At 61.3% G+C, this 23,168-nt stretch carries 16 protein-coding genes; 6 read left to right on the top strand and 10 right to left on the bottom strand.

The annotated features are described in order from the left end of the window. Nucleotides 1–50: 50 nt before the first annotated feature. From creD to K1X75_17090, 4 genes are all read right to left on the bottom strand, one after another. Nucleotides 51–1,406 (bottom strand): cell envelope integrity protein CreD, encoded by a 1,356-nt coding sequence (gene creD / locus K1X75_17105; GenBank protein ID MBX7059785.1) that lies wholly within the window; start codon nucleotides 1,404–1,406, stop codon nucleotides 51–53. A gap of 109 nt (nucleotides 1,407–1,515) precedes the next feature. Next, nucleotides 1,516–3,000 carry a two-component system sensor histidine kinase CreC gene (gene creC, locus K1X75_17100; protein MBX7059784.1) on the bottom strand — a complete coding sequence of 495 codons (1,485 nt, stop codon included), beginning with the start codon at nucleotides 2,998–3,000 and terminating at the stop codon, nucleotides 1,516–1,518. Further along, entirely contained in the window at nucleotides 2,942–3,649 is a 708-nt protein-coding gene (creB, locus tag K1X75_17095; GenBank protein ID MBX7059783.1) for a two-component system response regulator CreB, read from the bottom strand. The genes creC and creB overlap by 59 nt, the downstream gene beginning before the upstream one ends. Before the next feature lie 12 nt (nucleotides 3,650–3,661). After that, complete coding sequence (locus tag K1X75_17090; protein ID MBX7059782.1) at nucleotides 3,662–4,459, bottom strand: PhzF family phenazine biosynthesis protein; 798 nt, start codon at nucleotides 4,457–4,459, stop codon at nucleotides 3,662–3,664. Between the two features lie 118 nt (nucleotides 4,460–4,577). Between K1X75_17090 and K1X75_17085 the strand changes: the two genes are divergently transcribed. The 3 genes from K1X75_17085 to K1X75_17075 all read left to right on the top strand — a co-directional run bounded on the left by K1X75_17085 (nucleotide 4,578) and on the right by K1X75_17075 (nucleotide 8,011). Next, nucleotides 4,578–5,423: a TatD family hydrolase gene (locus K1X75_17085; GenBank protein ID MBX7059781.1), complete on the top strand. Its 846-nt coding sequence runs from the start codon at nucleotides 4,578–4,580 to the stop codon at nucleotides 5,421–5,423. 18 nt (nucleotides 5,424–5,441) lie between these two features. Next, complete coding sequence (gene serS, locus K1X75_17080) at nucleotides 5,442–6,719, top strand: serine--tRNA ligase (GenBank protein MBX7059780.1); 1,278 nt, start codon at nucleotides 5,442–5,444, stop codon at nucleotides 6,717–6,719. A 128-nt stretch (nucleotides 6,720–6,847) separates the two neighbouring features. Next, complete coding sequence (locus K1X75_17075; GenBank protein MBX7059779.1) at nucleotides 6,848–8,011, top strand: SpoIIE family protein phosphatase; 1,164 nt, start codon at nucleotides 6,848–6,850, stop codon at nucleotides 8,009–8,011. A 28-nt stretch (nucleotides 8,012–8,039) separates the two neighbouring features. Here K1X75_17075 and glgB read toward each other — a convergent pair whose 3' ends face one another. From glgB to K1X75_17055, 4 genes are all read right to left on the bottom strand, one after another. Next, complete coding sequence (glgB, locus tag K1X75_17070; protein MBX7059778.1) at nucleotides 8,040–9,977, bottom strand: 1,4-alpha-glucan branching protein GlgB; 1,938 nt, start codon at nucleotides 9,975–9,977, stop codon at nucleotides 8,040–8,042. A 1-nt stretch (nucleotide 9,978) separates the two neighbouring features. After that, nucleotides 9,979–11,130, bottom strand: a complete 1,152-nt coding sequence (locus K1X75_17065) for a DUF3187 family protein (protein MBX7059777.1) — start codon at nucleotides 11,128–11,130, stop codon at nucleotides 9,979–9,981. After that, the gene (locus K1X75_17060; GenBank protein ID MBX7059776.1) at nucleotides 11,127–13,580 is read right to left on the bottom strand and encodes a penicillin acylase family protein; all 2,454 of its coding nucleotides are present in this window, start codon (nucleotides 13,578–13,580) and stop codon (nucleotides 11,127–11,129) included. The genes K1X75_17065 and K1X75_17060 overlap by 4 nt, the downstream gene beginning before the upstream one ends. A gap of 109 nt (nucleotides 13,581–13,689) precedes the next feature. Then, a complete protein-coding gene (locus K1X75_17055) occupies nucleotides 13,690–16,137 on the bottom strand; it encodes a DNA polymerase II (protein MBX7059775.1) in 2,448 nt (815 codons plus the stop codon). Here K1X75_17055 and K1X75_17050 point away from each other — a divergent pair. Further along, nucleotides 16,127–16,648: a phospholipase gene (locus tag K1X75_17050; protein MBX7059774.1), complete on the top strand. Its 522-nt coding sequence runs from the start codon at nucleotides 16,127–16,129 to the stop codon at nucleotides 16,646–16,648. The two genes, K1X75_17055 and K1X75_17050, sit on opposite strands and share 11 nt — an antisense overlap. A gap of 27 nt (nucleotides 16,649–16,675) precedes the next feature. Here K1X75_17050 and K1X75_17045 read toward each other — a convergent pair whose 3' ends face one another. Beyond that, on the bottom strand, nucleotides 16,676–17,878 hold the full coding sequence (locus K1X75_17045) for a phosphoglycerate kinase (GenBank protein ID MBX7059773.1): 1,203 nt from the start codon (nucleotides 17,876–17,878) through the stop codon (nucleotides 16,676–16,678). A 119-nt stretch (nucleotides 17,879–17,997) separates the two neighbouring features. On the opposite strand from K1X75_17045, the gene K1X75_17040 reads away from it, so the two are divergent. After that, complete coding sequence (locus K1X75_17040; GenBank protein ID MBX7059772.1) at nucleotides 17,998–18,648, top strand: NAD(P)-binding domain-containing protein; 651 nt, start codon at nucleotides 17,998–18,000, stop codon at nucleotides 18,646–18,648. Nucleotides 18,649–19,023: 375 nt separating this feature from the next. Next, complete coding sequence (locus tag K1X75_17035) at nucleotides 19,024–19,935, top strand: Fic family protein (GenBank protein ID MBX7059771.1); 912 nt, start codon at nucleotides 19,024–19,026, stop codon at nucleotides 19,933–19,935. Between the two features lie 455 nt (nucleotides 19,936–20,390). On the opposite strand, the gene K1X75_17030 is transcribed toward K1X75_17035, so the two are convergent. Beyond that, nucleotides 20,391–23,168 (bottom strand): DEAD/DEAH box helicase family protein, encoded by a 2,778-nt coding sequence (locus K1X75_17030; protein MBX7059770.1) that lies wholly within the window; start codon nucleotides 23,166–23,168, stop codon nucleotides 20,391–20,393.

The raw sequence follows: 23,168 nt of genomic DNA, 5'->3' as shown, positions 1-23,168 counted from the left end.
GGCAAGCGCGCGCCTGCCGGCGCATGCCGGACAGGCGCAGCGCAGATTCTTTAGCTATGCCTACTTTCGGCGCGCACCGCACCGAGTCGCAGGTTGTACCAGTCAATGCGACGCGTAGCATACATTACCAGCGCCAGTGCGCCGAAAAGCGCAAGCGCGCCCAAGAGCAGCGCCATGTCCTCGCTTTGCAGGGTGACAAAGAGGTAGCCGTAGAGCACGGCGAGGACGCTGGCAATACCGCCTGCTCGCTTCCAGTCGCCGAGGATCGAACGACAGTAGCCGGCAATCACGCCAATCACGCCGGAGGAGGCCAGCAGATAGGCAGCTACAAATCCAATCTGTTCCGAAAGCGCCAGAAAAAGCGTGTAGAACACAATCATGGCGGCGCCAACCAGCAGATACTGAAAGGGGTGGATGCGCAGCTGGAAGAAGATCTCAAACAGAAAGAAGGCGGCGAAGGTCAGCCCGATGAACAGGAAGGCATACTTCAGGGCGCGCAGCGTCTTCTGATAGATGTCGGCGGTCAGGATCAGACGCACGCCGCTGGCCGCGTTGCGCAGTCGGCCAATGTTTTCTTCGCCTCCGGCGGCCCATGCCTGCGGCACGTTGCGACTGAAGTGCGCCAACTGCCAGCTGGCGCTAAAGCCCTGGGCGCTGACCTCGCGCGCGTTGGGCAGCGAGGCCCCGCTGAATGCCGGATCGGGCCACGGCGAGCGCAGTTCAATCTGTGTGTTGCGACCGGCCGGCGCAAAGAGCAGCTCGGCGCTGCCGCGCAGCTTCAGCTTTGCCTGATAGATGCCGCCGCGTTCCATGCCAGGCGCGCTGATGTAGACGCCGGCGTCGCTGAATCCGCTGTCGCTGCCGGCCGGTTCGACGGACTGATTCTGTCCGTTCCATTGTGCAGCAATGGCCTGCACGCCAATTGGATCGGAGAGGCCAAGCACCAGACGCGCCTTGCTCCAATCAGGCGTGGCGCCAGGGTGGAGCCGCTGCACATCGGCGGCATGAAAGACGGCGCGGACTTCCAGATCGGTCTGGTAGAGCGCCGTTTCAAAGATGCCGCGCGAGCGTCGCTCGGCCTCGATATCGCCGCTGAACCTCAGCTCTTCCGGCAGGAACACGGCGTTGGCTCTGTTTGTGACCACGCGCTCGACACTGCGCCCCTCGCGATTTTCTTCGACGATTGTACTGCGATAGCTGTAGGGTACTACCAGCGCCGGACCGACCAGCGTCTGGCTCTGTCCCCATTTGGAGGCAATTTCAGCAACGGCCTCGCCGCGGCGTTGTTCGCGTTCTTCAGTTAGCGACTCGACCCGAAAGATCGGGATCAACAACACAAGCAACAGAAAGCCAATCAGCGCAACCTTCAACAGAATCGAAGACTGCAGACGTTCTTTGAGATCCATACATACTCCCCGGCGCCCCGTGTAGCGGGCGCCTGATGCACCATTAGTCGGGGAGCGCGGCGAAATGCCGCCGAAGCGGGCCGGAAGCCAGCGTGAAGTCGCGGTGAAGTCAGCCGCCAGCCGGCAGACGCAACTCGGCCACGGCGCCGCCAGCAGGATGATTGTAGAGCAGCGCTTCGCCGCCGTGCAAACGCGCCGCCTCGCGTACCAGCGAAAGGCCAATGCCAGCGCCCTTCTGTCGTCCATCCGGGCGCGGCAGGGAGAAGAAGCGTTCAAAAACGCGCGGCGCAGCGTAATCCGGAATGCCTGGTCCCTGATCGCGCACTTCGACGCGCACCGTGGCGCCGCCGCGGAGCACGCGCAGCAGAACAGCGCCGCCCTCGGGACTGAACTCAATGGCATTGTGCAACAGATTGGCCAGGGCGCGTTGCAGGAGAAAGGCGTCGCCGTTTACAAAGGCCAGGCGCGGCGCCTCCAGTTGCAGATTGATCTGACGACGCTCGGCCTCCACGCCACACTCCTGCATTGCCGCCTGCACGGCGAGGGTCAGATCGACAGGGCCTGTTGCATTGAGTTCGACGCGGCCCTCCAAACTGGCCAACTCCAGCAAGCGTTCGGCCAGCGAATGAGCGCGCGCCGACTCCCGTTCGATCGCGGCAAGAAAGCGCTCGCGCTCCGCTGGCGGCGGATTTTCCTTCAGGATCTCGGCCGAGGCGCGGATGGCGCTCAGCGGACTTTTCAGTTCGTGGGTCAGATGTTGCACATATTCTTCTATATAACGTCGGCCCTCCAGCTCGCGACGCAGTTCCTCAAAGGTGTGCGCCATGGCGCCAATCTCGCCGCGGCCGAAACTGGGAGTGGGCGGCCGTTCGCCGCGACGCAAGGCTTTTACATACTCCTCGAAGCGACGCAGCGGTCGGCCAATCGACCAGAAACTCAAGAAGGCCAGCAGCAACGCGCCAATGCCGGAAAGCAGCACGCCGGAAAGCAAACGCGAGCGGGCCAGCTCCATGAAGGGCGTGATGCTATCCACGGGCTTGGTAACGGAAAGCACGCCAACGATACGTCCGCGGTCGTAGATCGGCGCGCCAACCACAAGAGTACTGGAGGCAGGATCGTCGCTGACGGCGCGCGTGCTGCGCGCTCCGTATTCGCCGCGCAGACTGCGCGCCACGTCGCGCCATTGCGAGTAGTCGCTGCCCGGCGACGCGCCATTTGCATCAAACAACAAGAGCCCATTTTGATCCGTGATGTAGAGACTCATGCTGGTGTGCGTTTTCAGCACGCGAAAGATTTGCGCCTGAAAGCGACGATCATTGGCGCGCTGCATGGATTGGGCCGTGGGAGCGGTGCGCAACTGTCCGCCCTGTAGATCGCCTTCGACGCGCGCCGCCAGCAGGTGCGCGGCGTCGTTCATTGTTTCTTCTACAGCTTCCAGGTAGCGCGGACGCAGCTCATCAAGGATGGCGTTGGCCAGATAAGCCAGTCCCAGGGCGTAGACAAAAAAAAAGCGAACAGAAAACGCAGTGTAAGTTTCATAGCTCCTCTCGCAGGGAATAGCCCACGCCGCGATGGGTCTGAATAGGATCGCAATCTTCGCGCACGCCGCGCAGCTTGGCGCGGATCGTCTTAATGTGGGCGTCCACCGTGCGGTCTTCGCTTTCCAGCGGACCTTCCCAGACCTGCTGCAATATCATCTCGCGCGTAAAGATCATGCCCGGCCTTTTCAACAGTAGCGCCAGCACGCCGTACTCATAGCGCGTCAGATCCAGAATGGCGCCGCTGAAGCGAATCTGTCGCTTTTCCGCATCGTGAAGAAAAAGGGGCGTCGTCGAATTTGCATCGCCTGGTTCGGCGCTTGACCGGGCGCTCTTCCGGGTGCGACGCAGTATGGCGCGCGCTCGCGCCGTTACCTCGCGCGGACTGAAGGGCTTGGTCACATAGTCGTCGGCGCCGACTTCCAGTCCGACGATGCGGTCAATCTCTGCACTGCGCGCCGTTAACAGCATCACCGGAACCTCCTGAGTGGCGACCTCGCTGCGCAGGCGGCGCAAGACATCCAGGCCATTGCCATCGGGCAGGCCCAGATCGAGAATGATCAGGTCCGCGGGCTTTGCCGCCAGGCGCAGTCCGGCGGCGGCAGTGGCGGCGTGTTCCGCCTCAAAGCCTTCGCTGCGAAAGGCGTAGAGCAGCGTGTCGGCAATGGCCGGCTCATCCTCGACAATGATGACGCGCCCGCTCATCGCCCACAAGCCTCAGCGCGGAACGCGAATCTCACTGGTGGAAAAATGCTGGCACTGGCCGCCAATCAACACGCGCTCCGGCAACAGCTCGACGTGAAAGCTTGCGCCGCGCGAGGAGAGCTGTTGGGCGCGCATCGTCTCTTTGTTCAAGCGTTCCGACCAGAAGGGCGCCAGCAAGCAGTGCGCTGATCCGGTAGCCTGATCTTCGTTGATGCCGACGCGCGGGCCAAAGAGCCGCAGCGCGTAATCGCAATCGTCGCCTGGCGCGGTGCAGATCCAGGCCTCCACATCTTCTTTTGCCAGGGCGGCAAGATCCGGCTTCAAGGTGCGCAGCTCCGTGGCCGTGCGGTAGAGCGCCAGTCCAAAGCGTCCTTGAAAAAACTCCATCGGCGGCATGCCCAGGGCCTGCGCCGCCTGCGGCGCCATGCGGGCTGCACTCAGCTGTTGCCGCGGAAAATCAAGGTAGAGCGTATCGCCGCGACGTAAAACGCGCAGCATGCCGCTCTTAGAAGAAAAACGCACCTCGCTGGACTTCAATCCCTCCAGAAAAAAGAGCGCAAAGCCGCTGGCCAGAGTAGCGTGACCGCAGAGCTCGACTTCCACCAGCGGCGTGAACCAGCGTATGGCCAGACCCTGATCGTCCTGGGCGATGAAGGCCGTCTCCGCCTGGTTGTTCTCCATGGCGATTTGCTGCATCAGCGCGTCAGGGAGAAAACGCTCCAGCGAAACTACCGCCGCCGGATTGCCGCTGAACGGACGATCGGCAAAGGCGTCGATCTGGTACTGGCGCAGAGTCTGCATTTCGCTCATGACCGGTCAATTCTGGCAGCGCCGGAGCGCATGGCAAACGATTGCGGGTACGTTGACGGCGCAGGCCAGCGCCGCAGCCTGACCGCCGTTCGGCGGCGTCGCGCCGAAGGGCACGACCATGTTCGACACGCACTGCCATCTGGACCTGGTGGAAGCCCAGGGCATTGACGCCGACCAGGCGCTGAAAAATGCCGGTCGCGCCGGGCTGCAGGGCGTGGTGCAGATCTCCGTGGATCTCAAGGCGGCGCGCTGGAATTGTGCGCTTGGTTTGCGCGCTGCGGAAATTCAGGAGGCGCCGCCGCTCTACTGGACAGTGGGATTGCACCCCGAGTCGGCGGCGCAGATTGCTGAGCTGGACGAAATCTTTGCACTGGCGCGCGAGCACCGCAACCATCCGCGTTTCATGGGACTGGGCGAAACGGGCCTGGACTACTTCCACTCGCGCGAGCACGAGGCGCAGCAAAAGCAAAGCCTGGAGCGCCATTTTGCGCTGGCCCAGGAGCTGGCGCTGCCGGTAGTGCTGCACCTGCGCGACGATCGCAACTACAACCCGGAGCGCATTGCTACGGCGCTGGATTCTCTGGAAATATTAAAGAATTTTCCGCGCGTGGCAGGCGTGTTGCATTGTTACACCTACACCGAGGCCGAGGCCCTGCCCTTTGTGGAACGCGGCTGGTATGTATCTTACAGCGGGGTGCTGACCTTTAAGAACGCCGTCGCCGTGCAGCAGGGCGCGGTGCGCCTGCCGCTGGAACGGCTGCTGGTGGAGACGGATGCGCCCTTCCTGGCGCCGGCCCCGCACCGCGGCCAGACCAACCAGCCAGCCTACGTCAGGCACACCCTGGATTTTCTGGCCAATCTGCGCGCCGAAAAATGCGGCGAGGATCCCGAGATGGTGCGCGCTTGTGTAATTGAGAACTGCAAACGATTTGTACAACTGAAAGAGGAACTGCGCGCCGCCTGAGGCGCCGGGATGGCGGCCATGCTCGATCTGCGATTGATTCAAGATAAGCCGGAAGCGCTGGATGAAATGCTGCGTCGTCGTCGCTCCAGCGGCGTTGATGTTAGCGAGCTCAAGTCGCTAATTGCCAAGAATCGCAAATTGTTAACAGAACTCAATGATCAGCGGGCCGTACGCAACGCTGCCAGCAAGGAAATTGGCGCTCTGCTGGGCAAAGGCAAGAAGGACGAGGCCGAGGCGCGCAAGGCCGAGGTCAAGAGCGTTGGCGAACGCATTGCCGCGCTGGAAAGCGAGCAGGGCGGCCTGGAAGAGAAGATGAACGCCATCGTGCTTGGTTTGCCCAACTGGCTGGATGACTCGACGCCAGATGGCGACGACGCCTCGGCCAATGTGTTGGTGCGCGAGGTCGGCAAGAAGCCTGCTTTCGATTTCCAGCCGCAGGCGCACTATGAGATTGGAGTGAAGCTGGGCTGGGTCGACTTTGAGGCCGGCGTACGTCTGGCCGGTTCGCGCTTCTATGTCTATCGCGACGGACTGGCGCGATTGGAACGGGCGTTGATCTCCTTCATGCTTGATCTGCACACGCAGAAGGCTGGCTACAGCGAGGCCTGGGTGCCAATCCTGATCAACGACGACGGCATGGTAACGACCGGCCAATTTCCAAAATTTCGCGGCGAATACTATACCCTGGAGCGCGACCAGTTGAGTCTGATTCCGACGGCCGAGGTGCCGCTGGTCAATCTCTACCGCGATACGCTGTTGAGCGAAGATCAGCTGCCGGTTCGATTGACGGCCGCCTCCAGCTGCTTTCGCCGCGAATCGGGCGCGGCCGGCAAGGATACGCGCGGACTGGTGCGCGTGCATCAATTTCAGAAAGTGGAGCTGGTGCAACTGGTGCGACCCGAAGATTCGGAGCGCGTGCACGAAGAGATGCTGGGACACGCCGAAGAGGTTCTCAAGCGCCTGGCCCTGCCCTACCGCGTGGTACAGCTATGCTCGGGAGACATTGGCGCCACAGCGGCGCGCACCTATGACATCGAGGTCTGGATGCCGGGCCTCGATCGCTGGCTGGAGATTTCCAGCGTTTCCAACTGTCGCGACTTTCAGGCGCGGCGCGGCGGAATTCGCTACAAGGGCAAGGGCGCCGGCGCGAAGTCGCAATTCGTACATACGCTGAATGGATCTGGCGTGGCCGCTGGCCGCTGCATGATTGCAATCATGGAGAACTACCAGCGCGCCGATGGCAGCTTTGGTATTCCGGCGGCGCTGCAGCCTTACATGCAGGATCGTCTTACTTAGCAACGGCGACGACGCAAATCGCTGAAATCTCTGCTTGCCGTCCACAAAGCGCTCCCGCATTTCTGACCTCTGCCGCTGTCCTATCGAAGGGCAGTCTCCTGCGGCGCACGGCCCGGGCCCAGAGCGCAATGAACAGCCTTGGCACTCAGCTCCAGAGCGCAGCAAGCATTCGCCGCGCGCCCAACGCGCTGCCGGCCGCGCCGCGTCGTCGCCTGACGCGCAGCATTGCGCTGCTCTTTACGCTGTTAACAATCCTTGATCTTACGGCGCTGGCAATCATGCAAACTCGCTTCGATTCGCCGGGGCGCATTGGAACGACTCTGGCGCTGGCCCTGGCGCTGCATGTTGGCTTTGCCTTTCTGGTTTATCGTCTGGTTTTCCGCCGGCTGGTGGCATTGCGCGAGGCAGCGCGGCGTCTGGAGCGCGGCGAACTTGCGGCTCGCGAAATGCTGACCGAAGAGGACACGGACGAGTTTCAAGGCGTGGGCGATTCGATGCAACGCATGGCCGTCGACCTCCAATCGCAGATGTTGACCATCAAGCAGCAGATGCAGCACATCGATCACCTGGATGGCGTTCTGGAAAACGAATTGCTCACCGGCAAAGAGGTCCAGGATTGTCTGCTGACCAATCTGGACGAATTTCCGGAATGGCAGCCGGCTTTGTTCTATCTGCCGCTGCGCAAGGTCAGCGGCGATCTATACATGATGCAGCGCCTGCCCAAGGGCGGCGCCGCCGTGCTGCTGGCCGACGCCGCCGGCCACGGCATCAGCGCCTCGCTGATCACGGTGCAGGCCGCCATCCTTGCTGAAATCGCCTTCGAATACGATCCGCGACCGGAGCGCGTGCTCAGTTTTCTCAACCAGGAACTGGGCCGACGGCTGCCGCCTTACTTCTATGCCAGCGCCATCGTTGCCACCATTGACTATGGCGGAACAATTTGCTTTGCCAATGCCGGCCACGCACCGGGCATTCTTTATCGCGCCAGCGAGGACCAGGTCTGGTGGATGGAAGCCAGCGACACGCCGCTGGGTATGAATCCGGATGCAAACTATCGCCCCGGCGAAATCAAGGCGCAAGCGGGCGATCGGTTGCTGGTCTACACCGATGGACTCAGCGAAGCGGAAGACGCAAAATCCGAGCCCTTTGCACCGGAGCGCATTGTAGAAGTGCTTCGGCGGCATCAGCAGAGCAGCGTCGCCGAAACCCTCCATGCCTTACAGGATGCGTGGCGGAACCACAGCCAGCAGGTGGTCGATGACATCACCATCCTGTTGCTGGAAATTCCCTGAAGTAAAAATCGGCGGCGATGGCGCGCGCTCAGTTTGCGCCGCGGAAGCGCAGAAAGAGCGCGCCCAGCGGCGGCAGCTGCAGCGATAGCGAAAAGGGACGATTCTGTGCGCCCTGCGGCGACGTCCAGATGGGGCCCGGATCGCCCTGCCCGCTGCCGCCATAGTCCACGGCATCGGAATTCAGCAATACTTCGTAACGACCATATTCCGGCGAACCCACGCGACGCGCCTGTCGCGGGATGGGAGTGAAATTCAGCGCGATGATCATCAGATCGCCGCTACGCGTATCACGGCGCAGCAGGGCCACCACGCTCTCGGCGGCGTCGTCGCAGTCGATCCACTCAAATCCCCCGTTCTGACAGTCGCCCTGATAGAGCGCATTTTCAGAGCGGTAGAGCGCGTTCAGATCGCGGTAAAGGCGCGCTGCGCCGGCGTGCAGCGGATCGTTCAATAGATGCCAGTCCAGCGAGGTTTCAAAATTCCATTCGTTCCACTGACCAAACTCCTGGCCCATGAACATGTGCTTCTTGCCAGGCATGGCAAACATCCAGGCAAAGAACAGTCGCAGGTTGGCAAACTGCTGCCAGCGGTCGCCCGGCATGCGATTGAGCAGCGAACGTTTTCCGTAAACGACCTCGTCGTGGGAGATGGCCAGCACGAAGTTTTCGGTGTGGGCGTAGAGCATGCGGAAGGTAAGATCGTTGTGGCGACCCTTGCGAAACAACGGGTCCTCTTTGAAGTAACGCAGCGAATCGTGCATCCAGCCCATGTCCCACTTGTAGCCAAAGCCCAGGCCGTCTTCGTGTACCGGACGGGTGGTTCCGCCCCAGCTGGTGGCCTCCTCGGCAATCATCAGGGCATTGGGGAAGTAGCCGTAGCAGGCCTGGTTTAGGCGCTTCAGAAACTCGATGGCGCCAATGTTATCGCGGCCGCCGTATTCGTTGGGCACCCATTCGCCGGGATTGCGGGCGTAGTCCAGATAGAGCATCGAGGCCACCGCATCGACGCGCAAACCGTCGGCATGGCATTGCTCCAGCCAGAACATGGCGCTGGAAACCAGAAAGGAGCGGATCTCGCCGCGGTCATAGTTGAATATTAAACTGGTCCACTCGGGGTGGAAGCCCTTGCGCGGATCGGCGTGCTCGTAGAGATGCGTGCCGTCAAAGTAGCCCAGGCCATGCTCATCGGAGGGGAAGTGCGAGGGCACCCAGTCCAGCACCACGCCAATTTCCGCCTGATGCAAGGCGTCGACCAGCGCCATGAAATCTTCCGGCGAACCGTAGCGCGCCGTGGGCGCGAAGTAGCCGGTCACCTGGTAGCCCCACGAGCGATAGAGCGGATGGACCATAATTGGCATCAGCTCCACGTGGGTGAAGCCTTCGTCGCGCAAATAGCCAGGAAGCTTGGCCGCCAGTTCGCGGTAAGTAGGCCAGCGGCCTGGATCGCCTGGATCGCGGATCCAGGAGCCGGGGTGCATCTCGTAGATGCTGATTGGAGACTCTACGGTTTGCCGGGGGCCGCGCGTTTCCATCCAGTGCTGGTCGTTCCACTGGTACTGCCAGGGGCGGTAGACGCTGCCGGTGTGCGGCGGCGTTTCCGAGGCATGCGCAAAGGGATCGGCCTTGTCCACGGCGTAGCCGTGAAAACGAGATGCTATGTGGTACTTATAAATCGATCCGGGCGCAACGCCTGGAACAAAACGCTCCCAGATGCCGATCTCGGCAATGCGCAGCATCGGTTGATCGCCGCGATTCCAGCCGTTGAAATCGCCGACCACTGCAGTGTAAGTGGCGTTGGGCGCCCAGACCGAGAAATAGACGCCGCGCACGCCATCGAGCGTGGCCGGATGCGCTCCAAACTTATGATGCAGATGAAAATGGCTGCCTTCGCCAAACAGGTGCAGATCGTCGTGCGTCCAGACGCCCAGGCCCAGATCGCTGCCCGGATGCAATGTAAGGCTGTTCATATCAGATGCCGCGCTCTACGGAAAAAAACAGGCCAAAGTCTGGCGTGGTCCCGTAGTTCAGAAAATTCTCCGCCACGCCTGCCTGATAGTGAATTTCTCCGCTCTGCAGCGAGAAACCGAGGCCCAGGGTGTGGCCGCTGCGGCCCAGCTCCGTATCGCTGCGTACCGGCGCAGTGAAAACCACGTACTCGGCAAAAAGTCCCAGCCAGCGCAGCTGGTAGTCGCCGCGCAAGCGCAGGCTCCACTGGTCGACGGGCAATCGCAGGCTTTCAAATTCGTGCTGACTGAAGCGCGTGTAGGAGAGGCCCAGTTGCATCTGCAGAGTCTCATCCAGCTGCCAGCCGCCGCTGAGAAAGGCCCCGGCGGCCGCGCCCAGGCTGTCCAGCAAGGCGCCGCTGCTTCCTGGCATATGGTAGATCAGTCCGGCCTGCAAGCCGTTGAAGTCGCCGGCGCCCTGCAGCAATCTGTAGATCAGCTGCAGGCGCGGACCGCCGGCGCCGCTGCGCTTGCCGCTGGCGCCATTGTCCTCCTCGCTCAACGGTCGACGCACGCTCAGGAAAAGCGGATCGCGAATGTCGCCAAAAGGAAAGCCAACGAGGGGCGCGGTGGGACCGGCTGCACTCTGGCGCGGATAAGGACGCGGCGTGAAGCGACGCAAATAGGTGCGCAGCGGATCGTCATCAAGTAAGGCGTAGTACTTGCCATAAGGTTCATAGCTCACGTTGAAGGTATTGCGGGCAAAGCGATCGCGTCCGCCCTGCGTGACGCCAGTCGCACGATGGAAGCCCTCCAGGAAGGAATCCATCGTTCCGCCGCCCTGCACAATATATGGCATCTGCATACCAACTTGCAGGCGATCGCCAAGTCCGTAGCGCAGCGTAGCAGTGGTGCGCAACTCTTCGCCATCTACAATGAAGCGTTCATCCTGAATGGACCAGACATTGGCCCAGGCTGCGCTGAGGCGAAAGCGAACTTCGCCGGCATCAAGGGCGCTTTCCGTGGCCGGCAGGAGCGGCGTGCGCACCGTCTGGAAGGCCAGGGCGTAGGGATAGTCGTGCTCATCGGCCAAGAGCGCCGAAAAAGGGCTGAGAATCAGCGCCAGATTGCAAAGCAGAAATTGGAGTGCGCTTCGGCTCTGGCGCCAGTGTATCACAGCGTCGGCCTCAGGATAAGTTCATTCACTTGATGCGCTGTAAGTTCGGCGGGGTCCATCCACTGTGTGCGCCAGCGGCCCTGCAAATGGTCCAGGGCCTGGTCCTGGTAATTTGCATCCAGCCAGTGGCCGGATTGACCGGCGGGCAGGATGCCCAGCGCACGCTGCGGCGCCGCCAGATCAATGATCCGTCGCGTGGAGGGCCCGATGCTGACCTGCGCCGCGCCGCTTTCAAAGGGGAAATGGTAGTTGTTGATGGTCTCTCGGCCGCCGGGGGCCGGATAGGGACCGACATTTAGCAGCAAGCCCAGCGGCCAGAGCCCGCCCAGCGCATGCTGATGGACAACGGCGTGCATTGTCTGCCACTGCCAGTCGTTGAAATTGGCGCCATAGCGCTCTTGCAGAACGACAATGGCGCGTAGCATTGCGCGCCGGACAATTGTGGCCCGCGACTCGCGCGGTTCCGGCGTAGAGCGATCGTCCCACCACGGCGCCGAATCATTTTGCAAAAGCTCAAGCAGGGTCCAGATCGATGCTGGCGAGCGCAAAAAGACGGCAAAGAAATCCTCGCCAAGTTCGTCGACCATTGCCGCACGCAGCAGCTGGTAGGAGAATTCCCAGTGCAGCATCGGCGCGGCCAGATCGGCTTCGTAAGCGCCGTCCCACTGCCAGTATTGTTGCAACAGCGATGCAGCGGGCGTCGAATCCAGATCGCCGTGCAGCGCCAAACGGGCGGCATCGCGCACGGCAAGGGCCAGGCGGTTGTCACGCCGGTCGAGCTGGATGCGCTTCATATCAGCGACGCCCAGTTTGGGCTGCGCCTCCAGCAGCTGGCGGATGCGCAGGGCGCGCGCATCGGGACTGTAGTAGCCCTCCAGCGGATGGCCCTGTCCCCAGAGCATACGATTGTTGGCCGAAACGATCAGACCATCGGGCGGGTTTTCCTGATGCGGATTATCGGCAAAGGGTAGAAAGTCGCGCAGATCATAGCGGCCGCTGGCGCCATCCAGCAGAAAGGCGCGACTGGCGCTGGATTGCAAACGCGCCTGACGACCGGCGGCCCACCAGCCGATGTCGCCCTGACGATTGGCATAAAGCACATTGAGACCAGGCGAAAGGATGCGCGAGGCCGCCTGGCGCGCATCAGCCAGGCTTGTAGCGTGCGCCAGGGAATGAAAGGCGCCAGCAATATCGTTGTCAAAATTCAAGTATCCCCAGCGCAGCGCAACCGGTCGCCGCTGCGAGCGAAAGCCATCAAAGACATCGTTGATGATGGGTCCGTGTACGCTGCTGCGCACCACGATGCTTTGAATGCCGGCGCCGCGAATCTGGATGTCCTCGCGCTGCAGTTCCATGGCCGCAACCTGGCCGCGGTAAAGAATGGCGTTCTCCACGCCCGGCGCCGGCGTTTCCACATAGAAGTCGGCGTCGTCATTCAGGAGCATGGTCAGCCCCCAGGCGTGGTCGTCGGTGTGACCGACCAGCGGCAGCGGCAGCGCAGCCAGGTAGTGGCCATAGAGATTGAGCTGCGGCGTATGCAGATGCGCCTCATACCACGCGCCCGGTTGCGAAAAGGCAATGTGTGGATCGTTGCAGAGGATTGGATAGCCGGAGTCGCTGCGCGCGCCAGAGACGATCCAGGCGTTGCTGCCGGCCAGGCTGCGCGCCGCCGGCGCAAGCGCTGCAATCGATTGCATTCGTTGTATCGCCGGCTGTAGATCGCGGCGCAGCCACGCTGCCGGCTGCAGATCGCCGCCCCAGGTCTCGCGCTTTGCGCTGGCGCGGATGGCGGCCATGGCCTGCGCTCCGTCCCAGGCGACGCCCTGCAGATACTGCGGGCCAAGCGCATCGCGGATGTAGGTTGCCGTGGGATCGGTTTCCATCGCGTCCAGGAAGGTATAGGCGACGTAGCCAGAGATGGCAAAGATATCGGACAGTTCAAAGTTGCGGCGCGGCGCCTGCAGCAGTCGAAACTCCAGCGGCAAAGGGCCGCGCTCCACGTGGGCATTGATGCCATCGACATAGGCCTGAAGATTGCGCAGCATTGCTGGATCCAGACTGGCGCCGCGACGTTGCAGGTACTGCTGGCCAAAGCGCGAAAGACCCAGGGTGCGAAACAGCACATCGGCCTCCAGGGTTGGCGCGCCCAGGATTTCGGAAAGTTCGCCGCGCGCTACACGACGGGCCAGTTCCATCTGCCACCAGCGATCCTTGGTTTGCACATAGCCCAGGGCGCGGTAGGCGTCCGGTTCGCTGTCAGCAAAAATGTGCGGAACGCCGCGCTCGTCGTAGAGGATGCGCACTGGCGCGCCCAGCCCGGGCAGATCAGCGAGGCCGCTTCTTACCGGTCGCGAAGCCTCGGAGAGCGCCACAAAAGCCAGAAGAATCAGCGCAAGAACTGCCGCCGCTGCCAGCAGCGCCAGGGCTGCCGGACGCAAGAATCGCAACATGCCACCCCCGACTGCGCCGCGCGCAGTAAGGGCTCGATCGCCGCGCAATGCTGGGACGAAGTCAACTCTTTTGAGCGCAATACAAAAGGACGCGCTTCGTGCCGTACTCTTAGAATAGAGAGAGTTGCACGGAAGAGACCAGCGATTCGAAATCTTTGCCAAAGAGCCACAAGGCGCCATCGGCAATTGGCGCCAGCTGCTTGTCGACGTAGTGATCGTAGTCGGGCGATTGCGGCTTGAGTTCGACGGGTACGGGACCCTCGCGCGTTACTACATAGCGCACCACGCCGCGCGCCTGCGGCAACATTCGCGCCGCCTGCACGTGCGGCGGCGCGCTTTGCGTGTACTCGGCCAGCGGCTTGCGCAGTCGCTTGCGGTAGACCAGCTGTGTGTCGCGCTGCCCGAGACGCACCTCGCCTACGACCGCTCGGATCCAGTCCGAGGGATCTTCGCCGCGAAAAACGCGCGCATAGAGCTCGCGCTGAAACTCGCGCGCCAGTTCGGTCCAGTCGCTGCGCACTACCTCCATTCCCGTGAAGTGCAGCGTTTCGACGCCGGCATCGACGCGCAGGCCGGCGTAACGCTTGCGCGCCCCCTTCTCCTGTCCGCGCATCGGCGGCAAAAAGAACTTACTGAAGCGGCGTTCAAATTGCAGCTTCAGATAGGAGGTCAGCTGAAACTCATCAGCCAGCCGCCGCTGCCAGTATTCGTTTAACTCGTCGGCCAGCTGCTGCGCACGTTGATCGGCCGCGGCCTCATCCTCCGGGCGCAGCTGAACAAAAAGCGAATCGGTATCGCCGTAGAGCGTACGGTAGCCGCGCTCTTCCAGCCAGGCCACGCACTCCGTTAGCAGCCACTGCCCGGTCAGGGTAATGGCGTTGGGCAAATCGGCGTGGTAAAAACGACAACCCGGCGATCCCATCACGCCGTAGAAGCTGTTCATCAGAATCTTGATGGCCATTGACAGATGTTCATCGCCCTCGCGGCGCGCGGCGGCGCGCAGTTCAAAGAGTTCGCCGATGAAGTCGGGCAGAAGGTGTTCGCTGCGTGAAAATCGACGATCGCCGGCCGGCGTGGAAAGCGGATCGTGATCGCGCATCAAAAGCGAATAGGGATCGATGTGGAAGGTGCGGATGATGGAGGGATAGAGGCTGCGAAAATCCAGGGCGACGACCTGCTGGTAGAGGCCGGGGACCGGCTGCAAAACGCGACCGCCGGGCGCGCTCTGGCTAAAGCGTACGTCTTGCTGGGAGATGGCCACGTAGCCTTTGCGATGCAGACGCGGCAGCATAAAGAAATCAAATGCGCGCACGCTCTGGCCAATGTCGCCCATCAGCAGTCCGGATATTTCGCTGCGCCGCATGGTCAGTTCGGCCAGACCGGTCTTTGCAAAGATCTCCTGCACCAGCTCGGCGTCGCGCAGATTGTAGCGCGCCAGCTGCAGCGGGTCCTCGGCATAGAGGCGTTCGATCTCGGCGATCTTATCGCTGCCGCCGGAGCTGATCAGTTTGCCTTCGCCAAGTAATTCGTGCGCCACGCTGTCCAGGCTGAGGTCTTCGAAGTTATAGAAAGCGGCGCGCAAAGCCAGCGGGCCATCGATGCAGACGCGGCCGGGAATCGCCGCGCGATCGCCGCCGCTGGTCCGCGGCCGCACTTCAGCTGTCAGTCCGTCGCGCCCCAGTCGGAAGGGCAGCGAGTGGGCGCGACATTTGGCTTCCAGAAAGCGTAGATCGAAGCCGACGACGTTCCAGCCAATCAGCAGATCCGGATCGCGCTCGGCAGTCCATTGCAGAAAGGCCGCCAGACAACTGCGTTCGTCCTCAAAGCACTGCAGTTCAAAGCCTTCGTTTCTAGCGCTGGCGCTTAGTGGAGCAGCGCCGCTGCGCTGTAAGAAGACGACCTTTTGCTTTTGCTGCGGGCCGCGCAGATCGACGGCGATGGAATAGAGCGCGCCGCTTTTGACGCCGGTTTCGATATCCAGCGATAGCGCCGAAAGCGCGGTGCGTACGCGGCCCGGCTTCAGGCGCGGATTGAGAAAGACGCGCCGCCCCAGATCGTCGCCCTCCTCTGCTTCAAAGCTCACAGCGCCGCAGAGAAAGCGCTCCATCAAAAATCGATCGAGCAACGAAACGTCGTCTTCCAGACACTGCACGCCAGCCTCGCGCAGGATGGCGCGGGCGCGGCGCAGGTCGCCTTCGCTCTGAAAGTAGAGGGCGTCGACGGACTCGCCGTCAAAGCTCTTCAGTTCCACGGCCTTGCGACGGCAGCGCAGGGCGCGCTGGTCGAGCTGCGCCCGACGCGGAACAAAGAAGACGGCGCTCTGTTGCTCGAAGCGCAACTCCACCGGACCCAGCTCCGGGGAGCGGCCAAAGAGGCGCAGCACGACGCCGCCCGGGCCGGGGGCCTGCACAGCCGAGAGCAAGAAGGCCTGGTAGGCCGCCATAGCCGGAAGCAGAGCAAGGGCGTAGCGAGCGTCAACCGCGCAGCCGCTGGCGCCCGCAAAAATGCGTCGCCGGCCGCCGACGAGGGGCCCGGCTTGCCCTTGTATGCTGCGCATGGTCCGCGACCGCGAACTGTACGAGGAAGTGATCCTCAAGGCATGTGCAGCAACGCGCCGCTATCTGTGGATTGGCACCGCCGACATCAAAGACATGCACATGGAGATCGGCGGCCGCTTTCGGCCCTTCCTGCAGCTGCTCGATCAACTGGTGCAGCGCGGCGTGGAGATTCGCTTGCTGCACGCCAAGGAGCCCGGCGAACGCTTTCGACGCGACTTTGATCGCTACCCGGCGCTCTTTGAAAGCGAACGATTCGAACGCGTGCTCTGCCCGCGCGTGCATTTCAAATGCATTGTGGTCGATGGACGGCTGGCCTATATTGGCTCGGCAAATCTGACCGGGGCCGGCATGGGCGCCAGGAGCGTGCGCCGGCGCAACTTTGAAGCGGGCATCTGGACCGACGAGGCGGCGCTGGTGACCGCCATGATGGAGCAGTTTGAGGCCGTGTTTCTTGGCCAGCACTGCGCCCGATGCGGACTGCGCGCCGTCTGTCCCGATCCCGTTGTTTAGGCTGCGCTCTAAGGCCAGCGCCCGATACTAAGCATCGCTCAAGCAATCCACGCCTGGCAACACGCGTCCTTCCAGAAATTCGAGGGTAGCGCCGCCGCCAGTACTGACAAAGCTCACTTTGCTGGAGAGACCGGCCTTCTCGATGGCCGCCGCTGAATCACCGCCGCCAATGATGGTAGTGGCGCCGGCGGCAGTGGCATCGGCCAGCGCCTGGGCGATGGCAAAGGTTCCTTTTGCTGTAGCGTCGATTTCAAATACGCCCATCGGTCCGTTCCAGACGATGGTCTTTGCCGCCAGCAAGATCTTGCGGAAGGCTTCGACGCTTGCCGGACCAATGTCCAGACCATAGCTGTCGGCCGGAATTGTTGAATCGCTCACCGTCTTCAGGGCGCCCACTTTGCCGCCATCAAAGTCAAACTCCGTACTGACCTGGAAATCGGATGGCAGCGCCAGCTTCGATCCGCCCTGCTTCAATAATTCGCCCGCCAGACTGACCTTGTCCGCTTCCAGAAGAGACTTGCCGATCTCTTTACCCTGCGCTTTGAGAAAGGTGAAGGTCATGCCGCCGCCCACGATCAGCGTGTCAACGTTGGGCAGCAGATTTTTCATCAGATCAATTTTGCCGGAGATCTTGGCGCCGCCGGAAATGGCCACGTAAGGACGCGCGGGATTGGACAGCGCCTGTCCCAGGTATTTCAGCTCGTCGCGAATCAGATAGCCGCAGGCGGAGCGCTGCACATAGGCGGCGATGCCGGCGGTGGAGGCATGAGCGCGGTGCGCCGTGCCAAAGGCGTCGTTGATGAAGTAGTCTGCGCCGTGCGAAAGTTTGCGGGCAAAGTCGGCGTTGTTCTTTTCTTCTTCGGCATAGAAGCGCACGTTTTCCAGCAGAATGGTTTCGCCGTTTTTCATGGCGGCAATGCGCGCATCGACCTCGGGTCCAATGCAATCGCTGAGCGATTCCACCGGCGAGCCAAGCAATTGCGAAAGGTGGGCGGCCACGGGGGCCAGGCGATACTTATCTTCCGGTCCGCCCTTGGGACGGCCAAGGTGCGTCATCAGGAAGGTGCGGGCGCCGGCCTCGCGCAACTTGCGGATGGTTGGCAGCGCAGCGCGGATGCGCTTGTCGTCGCCCACTTTGCCGTTTTTGACCGGCACGTTGAAATCAACGCGCACTGCGCAAAGTTTGCCGGCCAGATCCAGGTCTTCGATAAACAGCTTTTGTTTGCCCATGATTGTCCGTTCTGGCAAAGTTCGCCGGGAATGGCAATTCGCATTCCCTGTGCGACGTTTAGCACCGCCTGCGCCGGAATCGCGCTTGTCGCTTCGTGCGCCCGTTCGCAGGCAGACCCATGGCAACAAAGGTTGGAGTCATTGGCAGCGGACAGGTCGCCCAGGTACTTGCCGCAGGCTTTCACAGGTACGGATACCAGGTGATGCTGGGCGCACGGCAGTCGGCTAAGGCTGAGGACGCCGCACACAAAGCAGGCGCCGGCATCGCCGCCGGCAACTTCGCCGAGACGGCGGCCTTCGCTCAGATTGTGGTTCTGGCGGTGAAGGGAACGGCGGCCGAAGATGCGGTGCGCTTGATTGGCGCCGAGCAGCTGGCCGGCAAGACCGTGATCGATGTCAGCAATCCTATCTCCGATTTGCCGCCGGTAAATGGCGTTCTGCAATTCTTTACCGGGCCCAACGAATCGTTGATGGAACGGCTGCAGAAGCTGGCGCCGGCGGCCAACTTCGTGAAGGCCTTCAGCTGCGTGGGCAATGCCTACATGGTGGACCCCAAACTGCCTGGCGGCCCGCCGACCATGTTTCTATGCGGCAATTCCGCCGCCGCCAAGGGCGAGGTGATCGAAGCGCTGAAGAAGTTTGGCTGGGACGCGGCCGACATGGGCGGCGTCGAGGCGGCCCGCGCCATCGAACCGCTGTGCATTCTGTGGTGCATTCCGGGATTTATTAACAATAGCTGGACGCACGCCTTCAAATTGCTGCGCGCCTGATCGCTGCGGCGCGGAAGCTTCGGCGATGGGCAAGGACAGGCAGGCGACCCGTGAATTGTGTCCGTCAAAAAACTGGACTTTTTTGACTTAATTTCTGACGAAGCTTATGACATGGCCACGGTCCAGCACCCATTTATCAGCTTCCGCAAAGCCTGGGATGTGGGACCCGATACCTGGTTCCAGCTCGGCCAGAGCGAGGCATTGATTCGGGCAATTTCCACGACGCCGATCATGCCCGAATCTCGCGCCGAAATCTACCGTGTGAACTTGATTCGCGGCGCCCAGGCGACCACCGCGATCGAGGGCAATACACTTTCAGCGGATGAGATTCGCGATATTCTCGCCGGGAAGAGCCTCCCCGGCAGCAAGCAGTACATGGAACAGGAGGTGAGAAATGTCATCAACGCGCTCAATGAACTACGCGATGAAGTCGTGACTGGCGGCGCCATTGACAATCTCGTATCGCCAGACCTGATTCGGCGCTTCCACAGAATGATCGGCAAAGACCTCGGGGCGCACTTTGAGGCGGCGCCCGGCCAATTCCGCAGAGGACAGGTAACCGTCGGCCGCGTCTACCGTCCGCCCGCTGGTTCTGAGGTCGGACCGCTGATGACTGCCTTCTGCGACTGGAGCCGAAAAGAGTTTCACTTTGAGAAGGGACAGAGTTTCTCCACCGCAATCATTCAAGCCATTGTGTCTCATGTCTATGTAGCGTGGATCCATCCCTTCGGTGATGGCAATGGCCGCACCGCAAGATTACTCGAGTTTTACCTGCTCTTGCGCGCCGGGGTCCCTGACATTGCCGCCCATATTCTTTCCAACTTCTACAATGAAACCCGCTCCGAGTACTACCGACAACTGGCTCTCTCCTCGCGTAATAAAGGCGATTTAACGGGGTTTATTGCATACGCGGTCCAAGGACTCAAGGACGGCCTCCTTGTAATCCTCGAAACGGTTCACGCTAACCAGCTGTTGATCGCGTGGCGCGATTATGTTCGCGAGACCTTTCAAGTTTCCGGGATGAAGACAAATCTTACATACAGGAGACAGATGGCGTTGATTCTGTCAGTCAAGCTTGAGCAGGAATATTCGGAAAGCGATCTTGCAGAGGTCAACGCGGCCGTGCGCGTGAGCTACGCGATGGTCAGTCGAAGGACCTTGCAGCGCGACATTCTGGCGCTTATCTCCTACGGGCTGCTGGTGCATTCCGACCAGGGCTACCGGGCCAACACCGCCGTCTTGCGGGGACCAATGGCCAAAGTAAGAGCGGACCGGCGTCTGCTGTGAAAGTCGGCTCAGCGTCCAAAGCTAGCAAGACGAGCTCTAGTGTTTGCGGATTAAGAGCTCTGAATATTAGAGAGTACATCAAGTGACTTCGAAAGACTTTGTAGCCGCGATCGTTGACGCCGACAATGGGTCGGTTATTGTCATAGACCATGTCAATCAGCAAGAGAGCTGAGAAAGCCTCGTTAACATGGTCCCATTCCTTGAGAACGGAATCGGGCGGGCCTGCAAGAATTGAATTGGTTTTCGGCGCGCTGTCCAGTAGGCGGCGTATGCCGCCACTTTCGTAGCATGAGTTCGCTCAATTGAATGAAAATCCTTCAACCGTTTGATATCTGCGCGGGTAATCATCAGAACTGTTTAGGAGGATTTTCTTAGACAGAGTACCATCCTTGATACGCCGAATAAATTGCGCCCCGGCTTCCTTCGTATCCCTATCCACGGTCTGGACCGCATCATCACCAATTGTCGCGAAGAGACTGCAAGCGTTCTCGCGCATTGAGCACATCAGCGCAGGCTTCCCACCGCGGCCCGCCGGCCGCGCCGACATCGCGGTTGTAGCGTATATCAAACGGGTGCTTGGTCGGTACGGCGTCAATGCGCTTGCGGGCCTCGTCGATGCTATTGAGAGCGGCGTCAACCCATACGTCGGTCAGCGTGTCCGGGATCTGGCCAAAAAGCGCATGGATGTCCTGGAGACGATCTGAGAGTGCGGCGTGTACGTCGTCTTCTACTGAGTTGCGATAGCGCATGTTGTAGACGTAAACCTCCGAGAAACGTTGGCCGATTCGCTGGATGCGGCCCTTGCGCTGTTCCAAACGCGTGGGATTCCACGGCAGGTCCATGTTGATTAGCGAGCCGAGAACCTGAAGGTTGAGACCTTCGCTGGCGGCGTCCGTCCCGATCAGCAGTTGGATGCGTTGATCCTGGACGCGCTTCTTGATCTCTTCCCGCGCCATGGGCTCGGCATAGCCGCCGAAGAAGAGGGAAGACTTGTTTGAGCCCGCGTAGAGCCCGATGGGCAGCTCTGGGTAGGCGCTCGTCAGCTCCTGCGCGAGCCATTGTGCGCTGTCGAAGTACTGGGTAAAGATGATGCAACCCCGTTCGAGCCAGGGGCCCGTGCCCTCAACTCCACGATCCAGTATCTGGCGAATCCGTGCGAGCTTGGGATCGGCGCCCTCTTCGGCTGCTGTCGCCAGGCACTGGATGACCCGCGAGAGAAGCTGGTGCTGTTCTGACTGAAGGCGGGGAAGAGAACCGGGTAGCTCCGGTTCATCCTCACTGTCCTCATATTCTTTGGACAGGTCTTCCTCCGAAGTCCCGCCCTGCAGCTTTTGAGCCGTAGACATGCCGGCGGCCATCGAGCTGCCGATACGGCGCAAGAGCAAGGTCTCCAGGAATCCGCTCCCACGGCGCGCTTTGGCGACAGTTGCACAGTATTCGCGGGCTGTGTCATAGGCATCCTGCAGGTAAGAGGAAAGTTCGAGCGAATCCCGACCGGATTCACCGCACAGGCGCACCGCAACAGGGTCCAGCATCGGTCGGCCAGTTTCCGGGTCGAGCGTCGTTTCCAGGGCAAGGCGAGTTCGGCGAACGATGCGGCGAATGAAGGGATTGTGAAATAGAAAGAAAGTCCCGCGTAGATTGGCAACGCGACTCCGGGCAGGGGCATCCAATCTTTCAAGGTCATCGAGTTTTGCCTCATATTCATGAGGTCCCATCGCCAGACTGTCGCGGATGGCACGGAAGGGCTCGCCGCCATCGGCATCCTTTTCGCCTTCGGGCGGGAGGGGGCTGCGAACCCAGTTCCAGAATTCCTGCTCGTTTAGTCCGGGAACGCCTTCAATCGCGGCGCCTACCGCCTGAGCGGGGTCCTTCCACCATTGGCTGTACTTTCCGCCAAACACGTCGGTACGGCCCTCGGCCAAAGCGGCGAGCAGGTCCCAGGCCTCCACAGGGTCCATCTGTACGGGGGTGGCTGTTGCAAGGAGCAGACTGCGGGTCCGTGGCGACACCGCGCGAATGAAGCTCAAGAGATTGTTTGCGTCTGCGGACCCGCTCCCGCGTTTTCCGCCGGGCGTCGCACGGGCTCGCGCGCGGTGGGCCTCGTCGACGATGACGCACTCGTACTTCTTGCGCAGCAGGGCCTGGACCGTGTCGCTGCCGCGGAAGATCAAACCCTGCGAAACGATGCCGATACGACGCGGGCATTTTGCAATGCCAATCTCACCGTCTTTGTGGCGTTCCCCTTCCACGCCGTACTCATCCACCCATGCGCGGTTGTTCCAATAGGCCGAAGGCACTTCGAGCAGGTTCCAGAGCTCCCCCTGCCATTGGCCGAGTAGCGTGCTGGGAACGACGATGAGGACGGGACGATTGTCCGGGCTGTGCAGCGCCATGAGTTGCGCGGCCATGGCCAATTGGATCGTCTTACCGAGACCCACCTGGTCGGCCAGGATCAGTCGGGCGCCGTCGTGCTCAAGGTGCTCCTCAAAGGCGCGCTGAACAAAGTATTTCTGGTGGCTCCAGAGTCCCGCGTGCTTGCGGTACACCGGGCTTTCCACAATCGGCGCCGCCGGATTCGGGTTGGCGCACCACTCCAATTGCGTGCGCACGCGCCGTTTGGCGGTGCGCAACACGTCGTCGATGATGTCGCGCGTCAGGTCGAAGGCATCGGGGGCGCCCCACAGTGTGTTGAACTCATTTTGCACCCAGGCAATCGCCTCGGGCGAGTCATCTTCCCATATCAGCTCGTAGTTGAGCTGAAAGGCCTGCAGCGACTCGTTGGCGCTGCCCACAAAACTGGTTTGCGAATCGTCGTAGTAGGTGATAACACCCGCCTTGCCGTGGATCAGCCCGAAGCGGTCGTTGGGCAGAATGCGCACAGTCATCTGGCCGCTGTCCAGCAGGTGGTAGAGCCGTTCGAGTACGTTGTTCGGCATCGCTCGGGCCGATGGATCCTCGGCGCACCACTCCTGCCACAGCGCTTCTTTGCGGGCACTTTCTGAAACACGACCACCGGCCGAGAATCGCCCGAACGTGACCTGCGAATTGGCAATCACACGGACACGCTTGATGGCTTCGATTTCTTCGCCCGCCACTTCCAGGATGGAAGGACTGAAGTAGCCCGCAATGCGGTCGTAGGTCCTGGCCTGCTTGAGTGCCTTGGCCAGGAACGTGCGCCCAAGCGAGTTGTTTCCCGGGCCGGGTTGCCGTGAGGAGTAGCGCCGTATCAT

Source organism: Leptospirales bacterium (assembly GCA_019694655.1).
GTDB lineage: Bacteria > Spirochaetota > Leptospiria > Leptospirales > Leptonemataceae > SSF53.
This window is presented reverse-complemented; position numbering and strand designations above follow the sequence as displayed.